This is a genomic window from Bordetella tumulicola, from assembly GCF_054779135.1.
Genome location: NZ_BAAGYU010000008.1, coordinates 144,140 through 167,165, shown reverse-complemented (window position 1 = coordinate 167,165; position 23,026 = coordinate 144,140). Strand labels below are relative to the sequence as shown.

The following is a 23,026-nucleotide window of genomic DNA, read 5'->3' as shown; positions in this document are numbered from 1 at the left end:
TAGAGCCAGACGAACGGTAGCATGCTGCGATCCTGGCCCTATTCCAAGCTGCTGTTGCCCATGTCCCGCCCTGACGTCTCCGTCGACTCGACCGATCCGGTCCAACCCATCCTCCCCATAGAATCTGACCCCGACGTCAAAGTCCCGCTGGCGATCGAAGACTGGCTGGCGGTCAGCATACTGGCGGTGCTCGCCCTGATCACCTTCACCAACGTATTGGTGCGCTACTTCAGCGACCAATCGTTTGCCTGGACAGAAGAAATCTCGGTGTTCCTCTTGATCGTGCTGACCATGGCGGGCGGCAGTAGCGCCTTTGTCCGAAATCATCATATCCGCATCGAAGCCGTCGCCGACAAGGGTTCACCGTCACGACAGCGCCGCCTGGCGATTCTCTCGCACACGGTCGTTCTGCTGTTTTTCATCTTGCTGACCGTACTGTCCGCACGCCTGGTGATGGATGAATACCGGTATGAGGAAACGTCGCCCGCCATCGGCGTGCCGACGTGGTGGTATTCGATCTGGCTGCCCACCATGGGAACAGCGATCGTGCTGCGTATCGTCGGCATCCTGCGCCGCCTGTTGCGGAGCAACGTCCAATGATCGCCGCGCTGCTCTTTGTCGCTTTTGCCATCCTGATGATCATCGGTGTACCGGTCTGCGTTGCGTTGGGCGTGGCCGGTACGCTGGCGATTGTCCTGTCGAATCAGGACGTCGCGTGGTTCGGGCTGTTGGCGGTACCACAGAATTTTTATGCGGGCCTGGCCAAATACCCGCTGCTCGCCATTCCGATGTTTGTGCTGGTCGGCTCTATTTTTGATCGCTCGGGCGTCGCGCGCCGTTTGGTCGATCTCGCCATTGCGATCGTGGGCCGAGGCCCGGGCATGCTGCCCTTGATCGCTATTGCAGTCGCCATGTTCCTGGGGGGAATCTCGGGGTCCGGCCCCGCCTGCGCCGCCGCGGTGGGCGCCGTCATGATCGCCGCCATGTCGCGTGCCGGTTATCCCGCGCCGTTTTCCGCATCGGTCGTCGCTGCCGGCGCCGCCACGGACATTCTGATTCCGCCTTCCATTGCCTTCATTATTTATTCGGTATTGGTCCCAGGCGCGTCGGTGCCGGCGCTCTTCGCGGCGGGCATGGTGCCTGGCATTTTGGCGGGCATTGCCCTCATCGTGCCGGCCGTCTGGCTGTCGCGCAAACACAAGATGGGCGCACTGGAATCCCATCTACCCCGCCCTCCTTTTTGGGCCAGTTTGCGCGAAGCCGTTTGGGGCCTGGCCGCGCCGGTGCTGATTTTGGGCGGGATGCGCCTGGGCTGGTTCACGCCGACAGAAGCCGCCGTGGTGGCGGTGTTCTACGGCTTGTTCGTTGGCATGTTCATCCATCGCACGATCAAGCCGCGCGACCTGTTCATCATTTTCCGCGAGGCGGCTGAACTCTCGGCCGTCATCATGATGGTGGTCGCCCTGGCCGGCATCTTTGCCTGGGCGCTCTCCACGCTGAGCATCATCGATCCCATCACCCACGCGATCGTCAACTCGGGATTGGGCGAATGGGGCGTGCTGGCCTTGCTGGTCGTGCTGTTGATGGTCATGGGAATGTTCCTGGACGGCATCTCGATTTTTCTGATTTTTGTGCCGTTGCTCATGCCCATCGCGAACGCCTATGGCTGGGACCCCGTTTGGTTTGGCGTCATCCTGACATTGAAGGTCGCGCTGGGTCAATTTACCCCACCGCTGGCCGTCAATCTGATGGTATCTTGCCGTATCGCCCGGGTCCCCATGGAGTCGACCATCCCATGGGTGCTATGGCTGCTGGGTGCGATGTTCCTGGTGCTGGTCGCGGTGTTGGTATTCCCCCAACTGGCGTTGTGGTTGCCGCATCATCTGGGGTACTGATCACGTGCCTGACCGATTTATTGAAAACACATAATTCCATATCCACAAGGAGACAATCTCATGAAGCTACGCAATCTGATCAGCGCCGCCCTGTGTGCGGCAGCCGCGCTGGCCCTCACGCCAGCGCATGCCCAAAAAAACTACAAATCGGAATACAAGCTCTCCATCGTCGTCGGCACGAGTTTCCCGTGGGGCCAGGGCGCCGTGATCTGGTCCGACCTGGTACGCGAGCGCACCGATGGCCGAATCAACATCAAAGTCTATCCCGGCACGTCGCTGGTACAAGGCGACCAGACGCGCGAATTCACCGCCATCCGTCAGGGCATTATCGACATGGCCGTCGGCTCGACTATTAACTGGTCGCCGCAAGTCAAACAACTGAACCTGTTCTCGCTGCCTTTCCTGATGCCCGACTACGCGGCCATCGACGCCTTGGTACAAGGCGAAGTCGGCAAAGAGCTGTTCAAAGTCATCGAGAAAGCCGGCGTTGTGCCCCTCGCCTGGGGCGAAAACGGCTACCGCCAACTGAGCAACTCGCGTCACGTCGTCGCCAAGCCCGAAGACCTAAAAGGCCTGAAGCTGCGTGTTGTCGGCTCACCGCTCTACATCGACACGTTCACGGCCTTGGGCGCCAATCCGACGCAAATGAGCTGGGCCGATGCGCAACCCGCGCTGGCGAGCGGCGCCGTCGATGGACAGGAAAACCCGCTATCGATCTACACCGGCGCCAAGCTCTACGACGTCTCGCAAAAATACCTGACACTGTGGAATTACGTGTCCGACCCGCTGGTTTTTGTCGTGAACCGCGAAGTCTGGGAATCCTGGTCTGAAGAGGATCGCAAAATCGTACGCGAAGCCGCCCTCGAAGCCGGCAAGAAAGAAATCGTGATCGCCCGCAAAGGGGTCACGCCGGAAGACCCATCGCTACTCAAGGAAATCGAAGGCCATGGCGTTACCGTCACCACACTGACCGAAGCGCAACATGCGGCCTTCGTCGCTATCACCAAGCCGGTCTACGACAAGTGGAAACCGCGCGTCGGCGAGGATCTGGTGAACCTGGCCGAAAAGTCGATCGCCGCCCGCAAGAAATAAGCAGCAGCCCAGGGGATCTGGCGGCATCAGCCGCCAACCAGGAGATGCGGCCGCCAGAGCCGCCTCCAGCACGGACGCCGAATGGCGTCCGTGTTTTTTGTGGGAACGGGTGCAGGCTCGTGGTATCCATCGCTCGCGAAGAAACCTAAGACCGCTTGCGCACCTCGGTAGCTACCGGCGACAAAGCGCCGCCGTCTTTCGCCCGTGGCGTCATCAAAGGCACGGGTTTGCCCGTACCCTTGTCAATCAGCACCGAATGCCCTTCGCCACGCCGGAACAGGTGCCTTTCTCCCCATTGCCGTAGCGCCACCACCACAGGGAACAAACTTTCCCCTTTCGCCGTCAGCACATACTCCTGATACGAGGTGCCATCCGACGCCGCCCGCATTTCCAGGATGCCGATGTCGACCAACTTGCGCAGGCGGTCGGACAGAATGTTGCGAGCCACGCCTAAGCTACGTTGAAAATCACCGAAGCGGCGCATGCCATCGAAGGCATCACGCACGATAAGCAGCGACCAGCGGTCTCCCACCACATCAACAGAGCGCGCAACGGGACAGGGTTCGTCATTCATGAGTTTGCGGGGTGGCATCACATCTCTCGATCATTCTTTACCGTTCTACTAGTTGCATTTTAAAACTACATCACCTAGCATTCAACTAGTTTTGTTTTGAAACCAGATTAGAGGAACCCTGCCATGATGAACACTGCTTGCGTTGCGATCGGTTCTCCCCAGGATGGCCGCGCCGCAGCGACGACAGCGAGGATGCCTCGCGGCCTCATCATTCTGTTTGCCACGGCAAGTGGACTGAGTGTGGCGAACGTGTACTACGCACAACCGTTGCTCGATGCGTTGGCATTGGAGTTCCGGATCAGTCATGCCGCCGTGGGTGGCGTCGTTACCGCGACGCAACTCGGCTGCGCACTGGCCTTGCTACTGCTGGTGCCACTGGGGGACTTGATCGAACGCCGCCGGCTGATGGCAATACAGCTCCTCGCGCTCGTCGCCTCACTCGTAGCCGTGGGGTTGGCGCAATCGGTCATGGGACTATTGGCCGGCGTACTGGGTGTGGGCCTACTGGGCACCGCCATGACGCAGGGACTGATTGCGTACGCGGCCAGCGCCGCCGCCGCCAACGAGCAGGGACGCGTGGTAGGTGCGGCACAAAGCGGCGTGTTCATTGGCCTGTTACTGGCAAGGGTATTCGCCGGAGGGATCAGCGATCTGGCCGGCTGGCGCGGCGTGTACTTCTGCGCCGCTGCGCTCATGCTGGCCATCGCTGTGCCTCTGTGGCGGCGATTGCCATCCGTACCTGTTAGCACCAACAAGATGAGCTACCCACGCCTGCTCGCCTCTATGCTGATCTTGCTGCGTCAAGAACGCGTACTGCAAGTACGCGGCATACTGGCACTATTGATGTTTGCGGCATTCAACGTCTTTTGGAGTGCTCTCGTACTGCCGTTGAGCGCGCCACCCTATCAGTTTTCACACACCGTCATCGGCGCCTTCGGTTTGGTTGGCGTGGTGGGTGCGCTCATCGCAACGCATGCGGGACGGTGGGCCGACCGAGGATATAGCCAGCGCACCAGCGCAATAGCGCTCGCCCTACTCCTGCTGGCGTGGTGGCCACTGTCGCTGATGTCATGGTCGCTATGGACCCTCGTAGTGGGTATTGTGCTGCTCGACCTGGGCGGTCAGGCGTTACACGTTACCAACCAGAGCTTGATCTTTCGTACACGGCCCGAAGCCCACAGCCGGTTGGTAGGTCTTTACATGCTGTTCTATGCCGTGGGCAGTGGGCTGGGCGCAATCGGCGCCACCACGACGTATGCCTATGCCGGCTGGCAAGGAGTATGCCTGCTAGGCTCAGCCGTCAGCCTGCTTGCCCTACTATTCTGGTGGATGACTCGGCGAATCCTGCCCGTAGCGCCGCCTTCGACCCGAAGCTGAAAGTCGTAAACCTACTCGGGATATTGCACTTCCAGAATATCGAGTTCTTCTATGCCACCCGGTGTGCGCAGGACAACGGTGTCTCCTTCGCGAGCCTTGATCAGGGCGCGCGCCACCGGGGAAATCCAGCTGATTTTCCCGGCCAGAGGCTCGGCTTCGTCGACACCGACAATTGTGACGACATGAGTATCGCCCGTCTTGTCCGAATAAGTAACGGTGGCGCCGAAAAACACCTGATCGCGATTCGGTTGCACGGCGGGATCGACAACCTCGGCGATATCCAGACGTTTGGTCAAAAAGCGCATGCGCCGATCGATCTCTCGCAGACGTTTCTTGCCATATAAATAATCGCCATTTTCTGAGCGATCACCGTTGGACGCGGCCCACGACACGACCTGCACCACGGCCGGCCGCTCGACATTCATCAACTGCACAAGCTCGTCACGCAGGCGAGCATACCCCGCTGGCGTCATGTAGTTGCGCGTTCCCGCAGGCAATGCTTGCGCGTCCGGCAAATCCTCGTCGTCGTCGCGATCCGACTCTTTAACAAAAGCCTTGTTCATGATTTTTTAGAACCAGCCGTGCCAGACTGGCTTTAAGTCATCCGGTAAGGGGGGCAATGTGCCTAGATCCGCCTTGCTTTCAGTCGGGCTATGGAAATCGGAACCCCGCGACGATAAAAATCCAAAACGCCGCGCCACACCCGCGTAATGACGCGCCTCGTCAGCCGTATGGCTGCCCGTGACGACCTCTATGCCGACACCGCCGAGTTGTAAAAACTCGTCGAACAGCGCATTGAATTGCAGCAACGAATACTTGTAGCGCCCGGGATGCGCAATCACGGCGCGCCCGCCAGCGCCCACGATCCAGGTGACAGCTTGCTCGAGCGTCGCCCATTGCATCGGCACGTGTCCCGGACAATCATCGCCCAAGTATTTGTTGAAGACGGTCTGCACGTCGGGGCAATAGCCCGCCTGGACCAAATAGCGCGCAAAATGCGTGCGACTGACCAACTCGGGATTGCCTGCCAGGGGAATTGCCCCCTCATAAGCGCCGGGCATGCCCATATCGGCCAGGCGTTCGCCCATGCGATGCGCCCGCTCGGCGCGGCCTGAACGCGTATGGCGCAGGCCTTCCACCAGAGCGGTGTTTTGGGGGTCAAACCCCAAGCCAACAATATGCACGGTCTGGCCCGCCCACGTCACGGAAATCTCGCTCCCCGTGATGAACTGCATACCCACGTCGCGCGCGGCATCGCCGGCCTGCGCTACGCCTCCGACCTCGTCGTGATCAGTCAGCGCCCAGACATCCACGCCATTGGCGTGCGCACGCCGTGCCACCTCGGCCGGCGGTAAAACACCGTCCGATACGGTGGAATGACAATGCAAGTCGATGTTTAGCGAAGTGGCGTACATATGATCTATTGTACGGCGGTCGCAGCCGGTCGTCGCCCCTACCAAAACAAGCACCTCCACCGACCCTTTAGCGCCCTCTTTTAGCGACCCAATAAAAAGCGCGCGACCGGATCGATTTGCGCCTCGTCCATGAGTGTCGGCGCATGCCCAACACCGGGTATCGTCACCAGACTGGCTCGGGGATGACGGGCCAGCATTTCGTTGGCGGTCGCTTCGGAGAGCAAATCAGACTCGGCGCCGCGCATGATCAGCACCGGGCAATCCAGCGTTTCGTAAGCATTCCACAAAATCTGTTCACCCGTGGAATACGCCTCGGCGGCCTGCGATGCCAGCGGCAGGGCTAAATTCAAGTCGTAGTGCTTGACCCACTTGGCACCGCGCTGCACATACACATGGCGCGAGAGTTCTTCCCATTGTACGTCCGTATGCGGCCCGAACGGCGCGGAGGCCTCGCGCACAGCCTGCACGGCCTGGGCAAAGGATTCAAACTCGCCTGACTGGCCGACGTATTGACCGATACGCCCCAGCGCTACCGGATCCAGGCGCGGCCCCACATCATTGAGAACCATGCGGTCGAAATGGATGTCTTGATCGGCGGCCCAAGCCTGCGGACGAGGCTGCGTGGCGTGCATCATCCGGGCGAAAGTGGCGATACCTGCGAGGCCCAGGCCAATCAGCCCCCCCATCGAGGTGCCCACCCACGACAGCGACGCGGGCCGCAATCGCGCGATCAACGTCACCATGTCGCTGACATACTGCGGCACGCTATACAGCGCGGGGGTCGACAACCAATCGGAACGGCCACGCCCAACGACATCAGGACAAACAACCCGAAAATCACTCGCCAGCGATTGGGCAAGACGATCAAAATCACGCCCCGTGCGTGTCAGTCCGTGGACGCATAACAAGACACGGTCATTATCGGGATCCCCCCATTCGGTATAGGCCATACGATGCAGTCCTGCCGGGCTGGCACATGTGACAAAATCGAATCGAGGTTCCGACATAAGAGCTCCTGCGCGGGAGAAGGGATTCCACATCTTATAGCAGGCGCATATTAATGCGGATCGCGGTGCCAATATCGCCGCGAGACTTGTGCCTGCGCCCGCACATGCAGCCCCGACGCATCGGACGTGGCGACGACGGCGCCATGATGATCGGTACGCCAAAAACGCGCCCCCGCATCCAACCACCGCTGCTGCACCACTGGCGCGGGATGCCGGAAGCGATTCATATATCCCGCCTGCGCGATGACGTGCGCCGCGTCGCTGGCGCGTACGAGGGCATCACTGGATGATGTCGTTGAACCATGATGCGGCGCGATCATGACGTCAACACGCGGCAGAGCAGACGTGAAACGACGCTCCTGCGCCACACCGATATCGCCGGGTAATAACGCGGTGTGTTGGTGCCCTTGGATGAACAACACGCAACTGCGTGCATTACCCGGCGCATCTCGCTGATCCAGTGCATCGGGATGCAAGAACCGGAATCTCACACCATCGACCTCCCACGTATGATCGATCTCGCAAAGGCGCATGGACGCCGGCGTACGCGGCACGACATTACTGCCGGACATCGCTGCGCCGCGCGCGCGTTTGCGCAATAACGCCGCGAGATCAAATGAAGCATACGACTGTCGTACTGGCAATGCGGCCAGGACACTGGTCAAGCCACCCGAGTGGTCCATATCCGCATGCGACACCACCAGGCCATCCAGGGACCGGTAGCCGCGTGCGCGCAGAAATGGGGCCACGACCCGCTCGCCGGCATCGGTCGCCAACCCACCACCAGGACCGGTATCAAACAACCACACTTGCGTTGCGGTCTCGATGACCAACGCGGCGCCCTGCCCGACATCCAATGCCGTTAGCGTCCAGTAACCCGGCGCGGGACGCTCGGGACGCCAGCACAGCATCGGCAGCATCAACAACCACCCCGCCGCACGGACGGGCCACCCTGATGGTTGCAAGGCCCATGCGACACCAGACAGAGCCAACATCATCCATGGCCACGGTGCTGCTGCGACGTCCAGCACGGCCCAATCGGACGTGCTCATCCAGGTGACCAGCACCATCATGGTGTCAAAGATGGCATGCCCGACGACACCCGAAAGGTGCGCCAATATCTGTAACCCGGGGACCGCGCCAAATATGGCACATACCAGGGCCAGTGGTGTCACCAAAAAGCTGACGATGGGAATGGCATACACGTTGACGAGCGGCGAAGCCAACGACACCTGATTCATCAAATAAGCCAGCAAGGGCACCAAGCCCAGCGTGATCGCAGACTGTACCCAACCGAACTCCACCAATATGGACCGCAGCCTGGCGCGCCAACCAGGTCGTCGTGTCGATGCGCCGGACGCCATGCACGCACCAACCTTGAGCAACATCGCCACCGCGCCAAACGACAGCCAGAAACCGGCCGCCAGGGTCGACCAAGGATCGAGCAAGCACACGGCGGCCCCCGCCAAGGCCAAAATACGCGAGGGCGACAGTGGCAAGCGCGCGATGGCGGCCAGAGCGACCACGGCCAACATGAAAAAGGTACGGCGGGCAGGGACACCCCACCCGGCTAGCAAGCAATACAGCAACGCCACACACAAAGCCGCTGCCGCTCCCACAACCTGTGCGGGTAGATATTCCGCTACGCCCGTGCCACGCCATCGCGCACGCCGCCAAAGAAATACCGTGAATACACCGCCGACCGCCGCAATCAGCGTGACGTGCATTCCACTGATCGAGACCAAATGCGTGATACCGCTGCGATTGAATATTTGCCAGTCCTCGCGAGCGACGGCGGCCTGGTCCCCCATCGCCAAGGCAATTAGCACGGGCGCGTAACGACGATCGCCCAAAGCCTGCTGCATCCCTTGCCGCACCCAATGGCGCACGCGTTCGATCAGAATGCCAGCACTGCTCCAGGGCTCGTCGCGCAGCAAATGCGGCACACCGCGTACGGTGGCGGTCGCACGAACGCCGAGTGCGAATAATCGGCCCTCGGCGTCGTAGCCATGCGGGTTACGCACCGCATGGGGATAACGCAGTATCAGCGCCATCCGCCAAACCTGGCCGGGCTTTAGATCAGGTAACGTCGCATCGGGTAAGGCGTGCCACCCCACCGAAATACGCGACGGAATGCCAGCGGGGCGATCCTCATCCAACTCGACCATAAAACGTCGGTGTTTGGCATCGCCCTGCGGCAAATCGGCAATGCGCACGACCAAACGACTGACCACGTCATGATGTCGATCGGCCAGTCCATCGTCGAGGCGGCGCTGTGCCTGCCAGATCGCCGATACCACGCCGACGTAGATACCAAACACGGCGGCAGCAATACACCCTGCAATGCGCAACACCGTAGACCATCGCGACGGCATGCCCACAGGCCGATACACGTGACGCAATGTGCCACACAGTACTATCACGGTCGTGACAATGGCCAGCGCATCCAGCGCCAGCCAACGTTGCCGCGGCAAGACCGACAGCGTCTGCACCCATCCCGACCCCGCCACAACCCCCAACAAACACAAACGACCAGTGATGTTCGACTCCCAAAGCGAACAGCTTAGGCCGTGGCTTGGTTATCGAATGAATCAGTGAGCAGAAATGTCCGTGCGTAGTTGCTGCAAAGTTTCGGCGCACATGATCAGCACCACCGATATCGATGCTGAATTGCGCTTAAACCGCCAGACGCGGCAGCACTCGCCGTGCGGTAGCCGTCGTGGTCGCTTCGATGTCCGCGATGCTCTGCCCCCTTAGCGTTGCAAGCACCTGGGCAATACGAGGCAACTGATCAGGCGCATTGCGCCGATTGGGTGCGTACAACCACGCGGGCGGAATATCGGGCGCGTCGGTTTCCAGAACAAGATGATCGAATCCGATTTCGACGGCGTGCCGACGGATCTGCAAGGCTCGGGGATACGTCATCGCCCCGCCCAGCCCCAAGGCAAAGCCCCGGTCGACAAAGGTTCGTGCTTGCTGTGCGCTGCCATTAAACGCGTGAGCGATGCCACCCGGCACGCCGGTGCGACGGCGCAGGTATTTCATGAGTACATCCTGAGAACGGCGCACGTGCAGCAATACGGGTAGATTGAATTCCGCCGCCAAGGCCAACTGCGCATCGTAGAAATATTCCTGGCGTTCGCGCGGCTTGCCGGAGGCGATTTCCGCGACAAAAAAATCCAGGCCGATTTCGCCGATGGCAACGAAGCGCGGATCATCCAATGCGGTGGCCACCGCTTGGCGCAAAACATCGAGATCGGACGCTTGGGCACGTGCGACATAGAGCGGATGAATGCCTAGCGCATAGGCCCCGCCGGGAATCTGTGCCGCCAGATTGCGGACCGTACCAAAATTGGCGCATTCGACCGCGGGAATCACGATTCCGCGGACATTGGCCGCCCACGCTGACTCGGCTACTTGAATTCGGTCGGAATCGAATTCTGCAGCATCAAGATGGCAATGCGTGTCGATCAGCATGGCGGCCTGCCCCCCGCAAGTGGACTACCCGGAAACGAGTTGCCCGCGCTCCATCAGCAACTGGCGATCGGCGCGTGCGGCCAATTCGACGTCGTGCGTCACGATGGCAAATGCGGTGCCCGACTCACGATTGAGCTGGGTCAACAACTCGAACATTTTATGCGCGGTGCCGCGATCCAGGTTGCCCGTCGGCTCGTCGGCCAATATGCAAGCCGGCCGCGTGACCAGGGCGCGGGCCAGCGCGACACGCTGACGTTCGCCACCGGACAGTTGCCCCGGATAATGCCCTTCGCGTTCGGCCAGCCCCACCAGTGACAACACGTTGCGCGCCGCCTCGCGGGCAGTATCGCGATTTTCGCGTCGCACGATCAGCGGCATCGCGACGTTGTCCAAAGCGGAAAACTCGGACAACAGATGATGAAATTGATAGACGAAACCCAGACTGCGATTACGCAACGTACTTTTCTGGCTCTCGGACAAGCCCGCTGCCAAGGTCCCATCGACCGTGACTTGGCCTGAGCTGGGTACGTCCAGCAACCCCAGGATGTGCAGCAGGGTGCTTTTGCCTGAGCCCGAAGCCCCCACAATCGCCACCATCTCGCCGCGCTCGACCGTCAGGCTGACGTTGTCCAGCACTTGAATGCGGGCGGGGCCTTCGTCGTAGACCTTGGACAGGCCGCTGGCCTGCAAGGCGGGAGTATCGCGCGTCGGCGTCAATACGGTATCAGTCATGGCGCAGCACCTGAGCGGGTTGCAGGCGCGATGCGCGCCAACTCGGATACAGGGTCGCCAGCAAGGACAGCACCAGCGACGTCACGGCGATCACAATGACGTCACGCGACTGCAGATCCGAGGGGAGTTCGCTAATGAAATAAATTTCGCGCGGCAGAAAGTGAACGCCGAGCAGGCTTTCGATGAACGGCACGATGACGTCCACGTTATAGCCAATCAGCATGCCAAGCGCCACGCCCAGGGCCGTACCCACTACGCCAATCAGCATGCCCTGTACCAGGAAAATACGGGCGATGACACCGGGTCCGGCGCCCAAGGTGCGCAGAATCGCGATGTCGGATTGCTTATCTTTGACCACCATCACGAGCGACGACAGCAAGTTGAACGCAGCCACTGCAACGATAATCGCCAGGATCAGGAACATCATGCGTTTTTCAGTCTGCACCGCGGCAAACCAGGTGCGGTTGTTGCGTGACCAATCGCTAGCCATCACATAGGGAGGCAAGGTCTTGGACAGCTCGACAGCGACTTGGGGCGCACGCTGCATGTCCTGAATCCGCAACCGCACGCCACCGGTACCGCTGTCGCGGAACACGCGAGCGGCATCTTCGGTGTCGACAAAGGCCAGGCTCGAGTCGTACTCATAGTGACCAGACGCGAACGTGCCCACCACGGTGAACTGCCGCATGCGGGGGGTAAAACCCGCCGGGCTGATGGAACCCTGGGGGGCCAACATCATCAGCGTATCGCCGACAGCCACCCCTAGCATGTTGGCCAGATCATTGCCGAGAATCACCCCAAAACCGCCGGGTTTCAGGTCGGAGAGCTTGCCAGTGACTATCTGCTTGGGGATATCGGAGACCTGCCCTTCGAGCTCGGGATCGATACCGCGAACCTGCACGCCGCGCAGGGCTTGCCCGCGCGCCACCATGGCTTGCGCGGCCACAAAGGGCGCGGCGCCTTTGACCTCGGGATTGCGCTCGGCAATGTCGGCGAATTGGCGCCATTGCTCCACGACCCGCTCGGGCGAAGCCCCCGGGATATATAGCTCGATGTGCGGCAACACCGACAGCATGCGATCACGCACTTCCTTTTGAAAGCCGTTCATCACGGAGAGCACCACGATCAGGGCAGCAACGCCCAGCGCAATACCCACCATGGAACTGGCAGAGATAAAGGAAATAAAGCCGTCGCGGCGCCCGCGGCGCTTGCGGATTCGGGCCAGACCCGCATAGCGGGCGCCGATCCATAGTTCGTAAGGTAATTTCAGCACGCGTGCATTATGGCATTAACGAAGGTGTGAGTTTGAGCGCACCCCCCATCAGCGGTTCCCGGAATGCGCCCCGCCTCTGGACACGCATCGTCACCAGACGTTCCAAGACCCTACACGCTCGGGGTCACAGGACGTTGCGGGGTGTGGCCCACCCCGTGCGCTGCGAGGCGCTCCCAACCCGGCTGCCGGATCGCCCTTAACGACTACAATCATCGCCATGCTTATTGTGATTCCGGGTGCGCTACCCTCCTTGCCTGTTGCCGCCGAACTGGCCCGACTGCTTCCGCAGCGAGCGCCGGTACTACACGGATGGTTGCAAGCCGCCATCGCCCAAGTCGAGGCCTTCGACGCGCGCGCGCAAGGCTGTACGCCGTTTGAAGCCTGGCAATTGGAGCAAGCGGGCTATCGGCCTGCTGCGGGGACGCCCATAGGCGCTGGGCTGGGACCGCTCTTGGCGGGACCGGCGGTCACGGACGATCAGCCGGTATGGCTGGCGGAGCTCGCGCATCTGTCCCTGGGCACAGACCAGGCCACATTGGTGGATCCCGACCTGATGGATATCCGTGAGGACGAGGCCCAGGCCCTATTGCTCGCGGCGCGTCCCAGCATCGAGGGTGCGGGTTTCGGAGTAACGGCCCTGGCGCCACAGCGCTGGCGCTTGACATTGCCCGACGACGTACAACCCCGCACGGCCAGCCCTGCCGTCGTCTCCGGACGACCGCTGCGCGACTGGTGGACCCAGGATGCCGCCATGCGTCCCTGGCGACGCCTGGTCAACGAGATACAAATGGCCTGGTACGAACATCCGGCCAACGAGGATCGCGCGGCGCGCGGACTGCCCCCCATCAACGCGCTCTGGTTATATGGCGGCGCTGCCACCTGGCCCGGCGCCACCGCCACGGGGCATGCCAGCGCGGAGGCCGCGGCGACGCCCCACCTCTTCACGACGCTTGATGCCGCCCACCGCGCCCAGGATTGGGCCGCTTGGCTGGACGCGCTCACGCAACTGGACACACAGCATCTGCGCCCCTTGGGCGGCGCGTCCGGTTTGCCTACGCAACCGGTACAACTCATTCTGCTGGGCGCCGACCGGCGCGCCACGCTGACTTTACAACCGCGCAACCGCCTGCTCGCCTGGCTACCGGCGCCTAAAAAGAACTGGAATACCTGGTGGTCTCGCCCCGTCTAACTGTCCGATCGACCAATCACGATGCCCGCCAAATCCTGGAAGCCGCAGGCATCCATCCGCTATTGGCCCGGCTGTGGGCAGCGCGCGGCATCACCCGCCCCGAGCAGACCCGCCTGGCGTGGCCCGCGCTCATTCCGCCCAGTGGCTTGACTCACGTCGATGACGCCGCCCGCATCCTGGCCGACGCCATCGCCGAGGGTAAACGGCTGCTCATCGTGGCCGATTACGACTGTGACGGCGCGACGGCCTGCGCCGTCGGATTGCGAGCCCTGAGGGCATTTGGGGCAAACGTCGATTTTTTGGTGCCCAACCGCTTTGAAACCGGCTATGGTCTGTCGCCCGCGGTCGTCGATCTGGCCTGCAAGCATCACAACGGCAAACCGGACCTGATCATCACGGTCGACAACGGAATCGCCAGCGTAGATGGTGTCGCAGCCGCCAACGCGGCCGGCATCGGCGTGGTCGTCACCGACCATCACCTGCCCGGCGACACCCTGCCTGACGCGCTAGCGCTGGTCAACCCGAATCAGCCCGGCTGCGGCTTCCCCTCCAAAAACTTGGCGGGCGTCGGGGTCATTTTCTACGTCATGCTTGCCGTGCGCGCAGAACTGCGCCGCCGCGGCGTTTACCCGCCCGACGGTGGCCCGCGCCTGGATGCGCTGTCAGACCTGGTCGCGCTGGGCACCGTGGCCGACGTCGTCAAGCTCGACAACAACAACCGTCTGCTCGTCACGCAAGGCCTGCAACGCATGCGTACGGGCCGAATGCAGCCCGGCTTGCGTGCCCTCTTTGCCGTCGCCTCGCGCGAACCGCGCAATGCCAGCGGCTTTGACCTGGGCTTTGCGGTGGGGCCGCGCATTAACGCGGCCGGCCGGTTGGCCGATATGAGCCTGGGCATTGCCTGCCTGACCACCGATGACGAAGCCGACGCGCTAGACATGGCGCGCCAACTGGACCAGATCAACCGTGAACGCCGCGGCATCGAGGCCGAAATGCGCGAACAGGCGCTGGCCGCCATGGAGAACGCGGGCGCCGCGCCCGGCGCGACGGTCTGCGTATTTGATCCCGGCTGGCACCAAGGTGTGGTCGGGCTGGTGGCCTCGCGCCTGAAAGAAAAATTCTGGCGTCCCACACTGGCTTTTGCCCCCGCAGACGATGACGAGATCCGCGGATCGGGCCGTTCTATCCCCGATGTCCACTTGCGAGACGTGCTGGATCTCGTGTCCAAACGCCACCCGGGACTGATCCGCAAATTTGGCGGGCATGCGATGGCGGCCGGCCTGACGCTGGGCCGCCAGGATTTTGCGATGTTCGCGCCCGCCTTTGATGCCGCGGTCCAGGAGCTCACCGGCCGCGACCATTTCGAACCGATGCTGGAAACGGACGGCTCACTGGAAACCGGCTACGCCAATGCCGACGTGGCGACGTTGTTACAACAACAGGTCTGGGGTGCGGGCTTTGCTCCCCCGCTGTTTTTGGACGAATTCATCGTACGCAATCAGCGTCTGGTCGGCGAAAAGCACCTGAAACTGTCCCTGGAACGCGGCCATCAGCGCTTTGACGCGATCTGGTTCGGGCACGACCAGTCACTGCCCGAACATGTGCAAATCGCGTATCGCCTGGAACCCAATGTCTGGAACGGCGTGGTGTCGGCGCAGCTCGTCGTCGAGCACGCCGAGTAATCCACGCTAAAATGCTGGGTTTCGCACTAATAGCTATCAGGAAGCACCATGGAAGCCGAACGCCAAAACCAGCTCGCTGCCCGCCTCGCCGACTACGCGGAGCGCGAGCAGGCGCTACGGGGGTATCTTTGACTACGATCTGAAGGCCGAACGCCTGCAGGTCGTAAACGCGGAACTCGAAGACCCCGCCGTCTGGAATGACCCCAAACACGCCCAGGATCTGGGTCGTGAAAAGAAGTCCCTCGAGGACGTCGTCGAAACGCTGAGCGCGCTGCGCAGCGGCGTATCCGATGCTTACGAGCTTTTCGAGATGGCCGCCGCCGATGACGACGACGACACCCTCGAATCCATCGAAGGCGACGCCAACGGTTTCCAGCAACAACTCGAAGGTCTCGAGTTCCGCCGCATGTTCTCGAATCCCGCCGATCCGCTGAACTGCTTCCTGGACATCCAAGCGGGCGCAGGCGGCACCGAAGCTCAGGACTGGGCCTCGATGCTGTTGCGGCAATATCTGAAATACGCGGAACGCAAGGGCTTCAAGGCCGAGGTCCTCGAAGAATCCGACGGCGAAGTCGCGGGCATAAAGTCCGCGACCATCAAGCTCGAAGGCGAGTACGCATTTGGTTTTCTGCGCACCGAGACCGGCGTGCACCGCCTGGTGCGCAAGAGCCCATTCGACTCGTCTGGCGGTCGTCACACGTCGTTCGCCAGTGTATTCGTCTACCCCGAGATCGACGAATCGTTCGAAATCGAAGTCAATCCGGCCGATTTGCGGGTGGACACCTATCGCGCCAGTGGCGCGGGCGGCCAGCACATCAACAAGACCGACTCGGCCGTACGCTTGACCCACATACCCAGCGGCATTGTGGTGCAGTGCCAGAACGACCGCTCCCAGCACCGCAACCGTGCCGAAGCCATGCAGATGCTGAAATCCAAGCTCTACGAGCTGGAGATGCGCAACCGCATGGCCGAACAGCAAAAGCTCGAAGACTCCAAGACCGATGTGGGTTGGGGCCATCAGATCCGCTCATACGTGCTCGACCAAAGCCGTATCAAAGATCTGCGCACCAACGTCGAAATATCCAACACCCAGAAGGTACTGGATGGCGACCTGGATCCCTTCATTCAAGCCAGCCTGAAGCAAGGCGTGTGATCTCATGGGCGCCCCATCCGGGCGCCCTATTCCTCAAGAGGCAAGCGCATGACCAATACGATTGCAATCCTGACTGGCGCCTCGCGCGGCATTGGCGCCGGGCTGGCACGCGGGCTGCTCCGCCCGGGCACGCAGCTCATCACCCTGGCTCGCCGCGCCGATCCCGACCTGGCCGCGCAAGCACAGGCCAAGGGCGTGCCGCTCGAGCAAATACAAGTCGACCTGTCCGATTTGCAGGCCGCCGAGCAAACCGCCGAACGACTCTGCAAAGCCCTGCCCCGCAACGCCGCGCGCTATCTGCTGATCAATAACGCCGGCACCGTCAAGCCCGTCGCAGCCGCAGGCGAACTCACGGATAGCGCCGTGATCAACATCGCCTTCAATCTGAACGTATCGGCGGTCATGCTGCTGACAGCGCGTTTCGTGGCCACGGTACAAGATCTGCAAGCTGACCGACGCGTCCTGAATATTTCATCGGGAGCCGGCCGCAATCCGAACGCAGGCTGGGGCGTATATTGCGCCACCAAAGCCGCGCTCGATATGTACACCCGTGTACTCAAGCAAGAACAAGGCGCCGACGGTGTACGCACGGTTGCCTTGGCTCCTGGCATCGTCGACACCGGCATGCAGGAAACGATCCGCGCCAGCGATCCCAGCAGCTTTCCGGCGCTTGAAAAATTCCGGGAATTCCATGCGACGGGCAAGCTAGCGGCGCCCGACGCCGTCGCTACCCAGATCCTGGCCTATCTCGACCGTGACGATTTCGGCACCACCGAAATCGACGACATCCGCAATTACGACTGATCCACCATGACCGACCACACGCCCGCCGCCCCGTCCACCCAAGATGAAAACCGCTTGATTGCCGAACGGCGCGCCAAACTGACCAAGCTGCGCGAAACCGGTGTCGCCTATCCCAACGACTTTGTTCCGGATGCGCGCGCCGCCGACCTGCACCGCCAGTACGACGACCACGAACAACAATCCCTGGCCGATGCCGGCGTGCAAGCCAAAGTCGCGGGCCGCATGATGCTCAAACGCGTCATGGGCAAAGCCAGCTTCGCCACCGTGCAAGACAGTACGGGCCGTATTCAGATCTATCTGGAACGCGGTACCCTGGGCGACGACGTCTATGCGGCATTCAAGCAATGGGACATCGGCGACATCATCGCCATCGAAGGGTCGGTTTTCAAGACCAACAAGGGCGAGCTCTCGATACACGCCAACACGGCGCGCCTGTTGTCGAAATCGCTGCGACCGCTGCCTGACAAGTTCCATGGGGTGGCTGACCAGGAGCTACGCTACCGCCAGCGTTATGTCGACCTCATCATGACCGAGGGCACCCGGCGTACCTTCGAAATGCGCAGCAAAGCCATCGGCAGCATCCGCCAGGTGATGCTGGATGCGGGCTTTCTCGAAGTCGAAACGCCGATGCTGCACCCCATTCCTGGAGGCGCGGCGGCCAAACCGTTCGTCACCCATCACAATGCGCTCGACATGGAAATGTTCTTGCGCATCGCGCCCGAGCTCTACCTCAAGCGCCTGATCGTGGGTGGTTTCGAGCGCGTCTTCGAGATCAACCGCAATTTCCGTAACGAAGGGGTGAGCCCGCGCCACAACCCTGAGTTCACCATGATGGAATTCTACGCGGCCTATGCGGATTACCGCTGGCTGATGGACTTCACTGAACAGATCATCCGCCAGGCCGCCGTCGCCGCCACGGGTAGTGCCGTCCTGACCTATCAAGATCGCGAGCTGGATCTCTCCAGGCCCTTTGACCGCTTGACGATCTGCGAAGCCATTCTGAAATACACCACCGGCTATACCCAGGCGCAGCTCGACGACGCCGATTTTGTGCGTGCGGAATTAAAGAAAAAGGGCGCCGACGTAGAGGGCCCTGTCCTGTCGCGCGCGGGCCTGGGCGCCCTGCAACTGGCCTTGTTCGAAGAAACGGCCGAATCCCAGCTGTGGAACCCCACCTACATCGTTGACTACCCAATCGAAGTCTCGCCCCTGGCGCGTGCCTCGGACACGCGTCCCGGCATCACGGAACGCTTTGAGCTGTTCATGACAGGCCGTGAAATCGCCAACGGTTTCTCTGAGCTGAACGATCCCGAAGATCAGGCCGAGCGTTTCCGCTCACAGGTCGAAGCCAAAGATGCGGGCGACGAAGAAGCCATGTTCTACGACGCAGACTACATCCGCGCACTAGAGTACGGCATGCCTCCCACTGGCGGCTGCGGCATCGGCATCGACCGGCTGATCATGCTGCTGACCGATAGCGCCACCATTCGCGACGTCCTGCTGTTCCCGCACCTGCGCCGCGAAGACTGACCGGAGGATCGACCGCCATGCTCGTCAAAATACTGATCATTGCGGTCGTCATTGCGCTGATCATGTACGTGGTGCTTCCCAAGCGCCGCCGCGTACCAGCCCCGGCCGTTTCTCGTCCCAAGGGCAAGGGCCGGCTGGCGTTGATGCTGCTGACCAGTTCGGCCATGGTGCTGTTCATTCTGGCGTTGTTCTGCGCCCTGCTCTGGCTAGGCGGGCTGTCCGGCATCATCACGGGCGGCGGCGACGTCCTGGGCGGTACCGGTCTGCTGCGAATTGGCGGCGTCCTGTTCATGTTGTCCATCGCTTGCGCGGTGGCCGCATGGATGAAGCGGCCACGCTGACACGCAGAGCTATCGACTTGGTTTATATCGCCTGACGCTTGAGTGCGGCGTGGGCCCAGCGCCGTGCAACAGACGGCGAGGTCGCACATGTGGCGGTTGCAGTCACCACGCGTACGGCGCGCTCCAACAACTGAATATCGGCCTCGTGCTGACGTGCAACGTGGGGATCCTCAAAAAAGATCACGCGCTGGCATTGATGCTCGAGTACTAACTCGGCAATCTGGGCATCACCACCCAATGGACCGCTCAGGTAACGCGTCACCCAGGGCGTGTCTTTGGGCCAGCCACGCGACCACGCCAGATCATTCAAACGTCCGCCGGTGGTGCCCGTCGCCACACGTCGAGCATATTGCGACAAAAGATCGAAGTACTCATCGGCAAAAGCCACCATGTCTTCTTTCAGGGCATCATGCGCGATCAGGGCGAGGGTTTGGCCCTCAAAATTGAACAGCCTAGACAGCGCCGGATCGGGCGGCAAATCAGCCAATACACGCTCGACTTCAATCCACTCAATGGCACCAGACAGCGTCGAAATAAACGGCCGGCCATGTGTGATGCACTGACGCTTGAGCGCCAATGCCTCGGGAAAAATAGAGGAAGGATCGACCGGATCGATCAGGTAGATAGCCCCATCAAATGGCGCTTGACCGTCGCGACCTTCGGTCACGCGGGCCACCAACTTCATCAAGCCGCCTTCGCGACCGTAGGGGTAACGAATCAAGCCCTGATAGCCTTGCAGCATGCCCTCGCGAACAATCGCATCGTGAGTGCGGCCAACCGTATGTAGCTGGATACCCATCTCGCGAATAGATGCCCCGGATGCACGCAACCAAGTAAACAAGGCGGCATCGGGCGTTTCGTGATGCAAGCGGTTCGCCGCCAAACCAAAGCGTAGGGAAGGCACGGTCATGGTGCTAGATAGAATTTGATGAGCACAGGACAATCATATACCGCTAGGCGCTCGATTTTGTGAATCCCGCCCAGGGCTTGCGCATGGCCGAGAAAATCAGCCTGCGTAAACTCAAGCTGCCTCGTCGATCCAGGCCATCTGAATCGCCTCGAGAATTTTCTCGCCACTGTGGCTGGGATCGTCGTCGAAACCGGGCAAGGCCATCACCCACTCGCGCAACTGTGTAAAACGTACCGTGTTCGGATCCACATCGGGATGCGTATCGGCCAGCGCGGCAGCAATATCGTATGTATCAACCCACTTCATCAGTGTGCCTCTTTGGCGTGATTAATGGTGTACTTCGGAATCTCGACGGTCAAATCGGTGTCCGCCACGATCGCCTGACATGACAGGCGTGACGTCGAACTCAGGCCCCAGGCCTTGTCCAGCAAATCCTCTTCGTCGTCAGAGGCGTCTTCGAGCGAAGAAAACCCCTCGCGCACAATCACGTGGCATGTGGTGCAGGCACACGACAGTTCGCATGCATGTTCGATATCAATGTGATTATCAAGCAGCACACGGCAGATCGATTCGCCTTTGGGCGCGTCTTCGATCACCGCCCCCTCAGGGCAGACATCGGGATGAGGGAGTACAGTCAATTTAGGCATACGTTCAAGCAATCTCGTCTAATTTACGCCCAGCCAGCGCGGCGCGAATACCGCGATCCATGCGACGGGCGGCAAAGTCCTCGGTGGCGTCGGACAGCGCTTGCACGGCAGCGCGTACGGCGTCGACGTCATCGGCGTCTTGCGCCGCTGTAGCCGCTGCCAGCCGTTCGTCGATCAGTTGACGCTCGGCGTCATCCAGCAAATCAGCGTCCTTGGCCAACGCAGCCCGCACCGACTCGACCAACTGACGCGCGTCGACCTGCTGTTCGCGCAACATCCGCGCCCGAGCATCGCTGTCGGCCTGAGACACACTATCGGCCAACATGCGCGTCACCTCATCATCGGACAAACCATACGAAGGCTTGACCGAGACTGATGCTTCTACGCCGGTACTTTGTTCGCGCGCACTCACGCTGAGCAAACCGTCGGCATCGACCTGAAAGGTCACACGAATGCGTGCCGCGCCCGCGACCATGGGTGGAATGCCGCGCAACTCGAAGCGCGCCAGCGAACGGCAATCGGACACCAGTTCGCGTTCGCCTTGCACGACGTGCACGCTCATCGCGCCTTGGCCATCCTTGAATGTGGTGAACTCCTGGGCGCGTGCGACTGGGATCGTGCTGTTGCGCGGGATGATACGTTCGACCAGCCCGCCCATGGTCTCCAGACCCAGCGACAGGGGCGTGACGTCCAGCAATAGCCAATCCTCGCCGGGCATGCGATTACCGGCCAGCAAATTGGCTTGCAACGCCGCGCCCAGCGCCACGACCTGATCAGGATCCAGATCTACCAGCGGTTCTGTTCCAAACAACTCGCCCACCGCACGACGGATCACTGGCATGCGGGTCGCACCGCCTACCATCACGACGCCCTTGACGTCGGATACCGTCAACGCCGCGTCACGCAGTGCGGCGCGCGCACGATCCAGCGTGCGGCGTACCAGAGGCTCGGCCATCGCCTCGAACTGCGCACGGCTGAACGGCAAATCCAGCGTACGTCCGTCTTGCAGCGTCGCGTGCAGTGTGGTGCTGTCAGCGTCGGACAAAGCCTCGCGGGCCGCACGCGCAGCAACCAGCAAGGTGCGTCGGTCGGCCGGCGCCAGGGCTTGCGCCGACGTATCTGCCAGCGCCGCGCGCGCATACTCGCTGATCAACCAGTCAAAATCGTCCCCACCCAACGCCGTGTCACCGCCGGTCGAGATCACCTCGAATACGCCCTTGGTCAGACGCAGGATAGACACATCAAACGTGCCGCCCCCCAAGTCGTAAACCGCATAGACACCCTCGGCGGCCTGATCCAGGCCATAAGCAATAGCGGCCGCGGTCGGCTCATTGAGCAAACGCAGCACATTCAATCCCGCCAGTCGCGCCGCGTCTCGCGTCGCCTGACGTTGGGCGTCATCGAAATACGCGGGTACGGTAATCACCGCGCCCACCAGATCATCGCCGAGCACGTCTTCGGCACGCTGGCGCAATACCGCCAGAATCTGCGCGGACACTTCGACGGGGCTCAGGTCGCCCTGTACCGTGCGCAGCCGCACCATTCCTGGCGCGTCGACAAATTCGTAGGGCGCGCCACTGGCCACGGCTTCATTGAGCGAACGCCCCATGAAACGTTTGACCGATACCACGGTATTAAAGGAGTCTGCGGCTTGCTGCGCCAGTGCCTGATGGCCGATAGCCACCTTGCCGTCGGCAAAGTAACGCACTGCGGACGGCAATAACGCCTGACCATCTGCGTCGCGCAATATTTCAGGGGTGCTACTGCGCACAGCGGCAACCAGGGAATTGGTCGTGCCCAGGTCAATGCCGACCGCCAGCTTGCGCTGGTGCGGCGCGGGCGATTCACCGGGCTCGGAAATCTGCAATAAGGCCATGATTATGCTTCGAATCGGAAAGCGAAAAGGCTGTGCGGCATGCGCAATGCGG

General features: G+C 61.3%; 22 protein-coding genes. 10 read left to right on the top strand and 12 right to left on the bottom strand.

The window, feature by feature from the left end:
- Positions 1-60 precede the first annotated feature (60 nt).
- Genes ACYVDM_RS16030 through ACYVDM_RS16020 form a run of 3 tightly spaced genes read left to right on the top strand, consistent with a single transcriptional unit; the run spans position 61 to position 2,987 of the window.
- Complete coding sequence (locus ACYVDM_RS16030) at positions 61-600, top strand: TRAP transporter small permease (RefSeq protein WP_415792502.1); 540 nt, start codon at positions 61-63, stop codon at positions 598-600.
- Entirely contained in the window at positions 597-1,895 is a 1,299-nt protein-coding gene (locus tag ACYVDM_RS16025) for a TRAP transporter large permease (protein WP_415792343.1), read from the top strand. The genes ACYVDM_RS16030 and ACYVDM_RS16025 overlap by 4 nt, the downstream gene beginning before the upstream one ends.
- Before the next feature lie 60 nt (positions 1,896-1,955).
- Complete coding sequence (locus ACYVDM_RS16020) at positions 1,956-2,987, top strand: DctP family TRAP transporter solute-binding subunit (RefSeq protein WP_415792344.1); 1,032 nt, start codon at positions 1,956-1,958, stop codon at positions 2,985-2,987.
- A 145-nt stretch (positions 2,988-3,132) separates the two neighbouring features.
- Here ACYVDM_RS16020 and ACYVDM_RS16015 read toward each other — a convergent pair whose 3' ends face one another.
- Positions 3,133-3,579 carry a winged helix-turn-helix transcriptional regulator gene (locus ACYVDM_RS16015; RefSeq protein ID WP_415792345.1) on the bottom strand — a complete coding sequence of 149 codons (447 nt, stop codon included), beginning with the start codon at positions 3,577-3,579 and terminating at the stop codon, positions 3,133-3,135.
- A 174-nt stretch (positions 3,580-3,753) separates the two neighbouring features.
- Here ACYVDM_RS16015 and ACYVDM_RS16010 point away from each other — a divergent pair, with 174 nt between their 5' ends.
- On the top strand, positions 3,754-4,938 hold the full coding sequence (locus ACYVDM_RS16010) for an MFS transporter (RefSeq protein WP_415792503.1): 1,185 nt from the start codon (positions 3,754-3,756) through the stop codon (positions 4,936-4,938).
- An 11-nt stretch (positions 4,939-4,949) separates the two neighbouring features.
- On the opposite strand, the gene greB is transcribed toward ACYVDM_RS16010, so the two are convergent.
- The 7 genes from greB to ACYVDM_RS15975 form a co-directional block, all read right to left on the bottom strand.
- Positions 4,950-5,501: a transcription elongation factor GreB gene (gene greB / locus ACYVDM_RS16005; RefSeq protein WP_415792346.1), complete on the bottom strand. Its 552-nt coding sequence runs from the start codon at positions 5,499-5,501 to the stop codon at positions 4,950-4,952.
- Positions 5,502-5,507: 6 nt separating this feature from the next.
- The gene (locus ACYVDM_RS16000) at positions 5,508-6,353 is read right to left on the bottom strand and encodes a 3',5'-nucleoside bisphosphate phosphatase (protein ID WP_415792347.1); all 846 of its coding nucleotides are present in this window, start codon (positions 6,351-6,353) and stop codon (positions 5,508-5,510) included.
- Between the two features lie 80 nt (positions 6,354-6,433).
- Entirely contained in the window at positions 6,434-7,360 is a 927-nt protein-coding gene (locus ACYVDM_RS15995) for an alpha/beta fold hydrolase (protein WP_415792348.1), read from the bottom strand.
- A gap of 50 nt (positions 7,361-7,410) precedes the next feature.
- Positions 7,411-9,852: a DNA internalization-related competence protein ComEC/Rec2 gene (locus ACYVDM_RS15990; protein WP_415792349.1), complete on the bottom strand. Its 2,442-nt coding sequence runs from the start codon at positions 9,850-9,852 to the stop codon at positions 7,411-7,413.
- 184 nt (positions 9,853-10,036) lie between these two features.
- Complete coding sequence (locus ACYVDM_RS15985) at positions 10,037-10,837, bottom strand: TatD family hydrolase (RefSeq protein WP_415792350.1); 801 nt, start codon at positions 10,835-10,837, stop codon at positions 10,037-10,039.
- 24 nt (positions 10,838-10,861) lie between these two features.
- Positions 10,862-11,554, bottom strand: coding sequence for an ABC transporter ATP-binding protein (locus ACYVDM_RS15980; RefSeq protein WP_415792504.1), 693 nt, complete (start codon positions 11,552-11,554; stop codon positions 10,862-10,864).
- A gap of 7 nt (positions 11,555-11,561) precedes the next feature.
- A complete protein-coding gene (locus ACYVDM_RS15975; protein WP_415792505.1) occupies positions 11,562-12,794 on the bottom strand; it encodes a lipoprotein-releasing ABC transporter permease subunit in 1,233 nt (410 codons plus the stop codon).
- A gap of 265 nt (positions 12,795-13,059) precedes the next feature.
- Here ACYVDM_RS15975 and ACYVDM_RS15970 point away from each other — a divergent pair, with 265 nt between their 5' ends.
- From ACYVDM_RS15970 to ACYVDM_RS15945, 6 genes are all read left to right on the top strand, one after another.
- The gene (locus ACYVDM_RS15970) at positions 13,060-14,031 is read left to right on the top strand and encodes a hypothetical protein (protein ID WP_415792351.1); all 972 of its coding nucleotides are present in this window, start codon (positions 13,060-13,062) and stop codon (positions 14,029-14,031) included.
- Positions 14,013-15,713, top strand: a complete 1,701-nt coding sequence (recJ, locus tag ACYVDM_RS15965; RefSeq protein ID WP_415792352.1) for a single-stranded-DNA-specific exonuclease RecJ — start codon at positions 14,013-14,015, stop codon at positions 15,711-15,713. Before ACYVDM_RS15970 ends, recJ begins: the two co-directional genes overlap by 19 nt.
- A gap of 48 nt (positions 15,714-15,761) precedes the next feature.
- A protein-coding gene (gene prfB, locus ACYVDM_RS15960) for a peptide chain release factor 2 (protein WP_415792353.1) occupies positions 15,762-16,866 on the top strand; the annotation gives its coding sequence in 2 pieces (ribosomal slippage) (positions 15,762-15,842 and positions 15,844-16,866; 1,104 coding nt in all).
- A 48-nt stretch (positions 16,867-16,914) separates the two neighbouring features.
- On the top strand, positions 16,915-17,670 hold the full coding sequence (locus ACYVDM_RS15955; RefSeq protein WP_415792354.1) for an SDR family oxidoreductase: 756 nt from the start codon (positions 16,915-16,917) through the stop codon (positions 17,668-17,670).
- Positions 17,671-17,676: 6 nt separating this feature from the next.
- Positions 17,677-19,200 carry a lysine--tRNA ligase gene (gene lysS, locus ACYVDM_RS15950; protein ID WP_415792355.1) on the top strand — a complete coding sequence of 508 codons (1,524 nt, stop codon included), beginning with the start codon at positions 17,677-17,679 and terminating at the stop codon, positions 19,198-19,200.
- A 17-nt stretch (positions 19,201-19,217) separates the two neighbouring features.
- Positions 19,218-19,541, top strand: coding sequence for a hypothetical protein (locus ACYVDM_RS15945; RefSeq protein WP_415792356.1), 324 nt, complete (start codon positions 19,218-19,220; stop codon positions 19,539-19,541).
- A 22-nt stretch (positions 19,542-19,563) separates the two neighbouring features.
- Here the strand turns inward: ACYVDM_RS15945 and ACYVDM_RS15940 are convergent, their stop codons facing one another.
- The 4 genes from ACYVDM_RS15940 to hscA all read right to left on the bottom strand — a co-directional run bounded on the left by ACYVDM_RS15940 (position 19,564) and on the right by hscA (position 22,974).
- The gene (locus ACYVDM_RS15940) at positions 19,564-20,451 is read right to left on the bottom strand and encodes a methylglyoxal synthase (RefSeq protein ID WP_415792357.1); all 888 of its coding nucleotides are present in this window, start codon (positions 20,449-20,451) and stop codon (positions 19,564-19,566) included.
- Between the two features lie 111 nt (positions 20,452-20,562).
- Positions 20,563-20,757 carry a Fe-S cluster assembly protein IscX gene (gene iscX / locus ACYVDM_RS15935; RefSeq protein WP_415792358.1) on the bottom strand — a complete coding sequence of 65 codons (195 nt, stop codon included), beginning with the start codon at positions 20,755-20,757 and terminating at the stop codon, positions 20,563-20,565.
- Positions 20,757-21,098, bottom strand: coding sequence for an ISC system 2Fe-2S type ferredoxin (gene fdx / locus ACYVDM_RS15930; RefSeq protein WP_415792359.1), 342 nt, complete (start codon positions 21,096-21,098; stop codon positions 20,757-20,759). Before fdx ends, iscX begins: the two co-directional genes overlap by 1 nt.
- A gap of 4 nt (positions 21,099-21,102) precedes the next feature.
- Positions 21,103-22,974, bottom strand: a complete 1,872-nt coding sequence (gene hscA, locus ACYVDM_RS15925) for a Fe-S protein assembly chaperone HscA (protein ID WP_415792360.1) — start codon at positions 22,972-22,974, stop codon at positions 21,103-21,105.
- Between the last annotated feature and the right edge of the window lie 52 nt (positions 22,975-23,026).

Coding starts and splice junctions, on each gene's coding strand:
- ACYVDM_RS16030 (WP_415792502.1), top strand. CDS start 61: ATGTCCCGCCCTGACGTCTCCGTCGACTCGACCGATCCGGTCCAACCC.
- ACYVDM_RS16025 (WP_415792343.1), top strand. CDS start 597: ATGATCGCCGCGCTGCTCTTTGTCGCTTTTGCCATCCTGATGATCATC.
- ACYVDM_RS16020 (WP_415792344.1), top strand. CDS start 1,956: ATGAAGCTACGCAATCTGATCAGCGCCGCCCTGTGTGCGGCAGCCGCG.
- ACYVDM_RS16015 (WP_415792345.1), bottom strand. CDS start 3,579: ATGCCACCCCGCAAACTCATGAATGACGAACCCTGTCCCGTTGCGCGC.
- ACYVDM_RS16010 (WP_415792503.1), top strand. CDS start 3,754: ATGCCTCGCGGCCTCATCATTCTGTTTGCCACGGCAAGTGGACTGAGT.
- greB (WP_415792346.1), bottom strand. CDS start 5,501: ATGAACAAGGCTTTTGTTAAAGAGTCGGATCGCGACGACGACGAGGAT.
- ACYVDM_RS16000 (WP_415792347.1), bottom strand. CDS start 6,353: ATGTACGCCACTTCGCTAAACATCGACTTGCATTGTCATTCCACCGTA.
- ACYVDM_RS15995 (WP_415792348.1), bottom strand. CDS start 7,360: ATGTCGGAACCTCGATTCGATTTTGTCACATGTGCCAGCCCGGCAGGA.
- ACYVDM_RS15985 (WP_415792350.1), bottom strand. CDS start 10,837: ATGCTGATCGACACGCATTGCCATCTTGATGCTGCAGAATTCGATTCC.
- ACYVDM_RS15970 (WP_415792351.1), top strand. CDS start 13,060: ATGCTTATTGTGATTCCGGGTGCGCTACCCTCCTTGCCTGTTGCCGCC.
- ACYVDM_RS15955 (WP_415792354.1), top strand. CDS start 16,915: ATGACCAATACGATTGCAATCCTGACTGGCGCCTCGCGCGGCATTGGC.
- lysS (WP_415792355.1), top strand. CDS start 17,677: ATGACCGACCACACGCCCGCCGCCCCGTCCACCCAAGATGAAAACCGC.
- ACYVDM_RS15945 (WP_415792356.1), top strand. CDS start 19,218: ATGCTCGTCAAAATACTGATCATTGCGGTCGTCATTGCGCTGATCATG.
- ACYVDM_RS15940 (WP_415792357.1), bottom strand. CDS start 20,451: ATGACCGTGCCTTCCCTACGCTTTGGTTTGGCGGCGAACCGCTTGCAT.
- iscX (WP_415792358.1), bottom strand. CDS start 20,757: ATGAAGTGGGTTGATACATACGATATTGCTGCCGCGCTGGCCGATACG.
- fdx (WP_415792359.1), bottom strand. CDS start 21,098: ATGCCTAAATTGACTGTACTCCCTCATCCCGATGTCTGCCCTGAGGGG.
- hscA (WP_415792360.1), bottom strand. CDS start 22,974: ATGGCCTTATTGCAGATTTCCGAGCCCGGTGAATCGCCCGCGCCGCAC.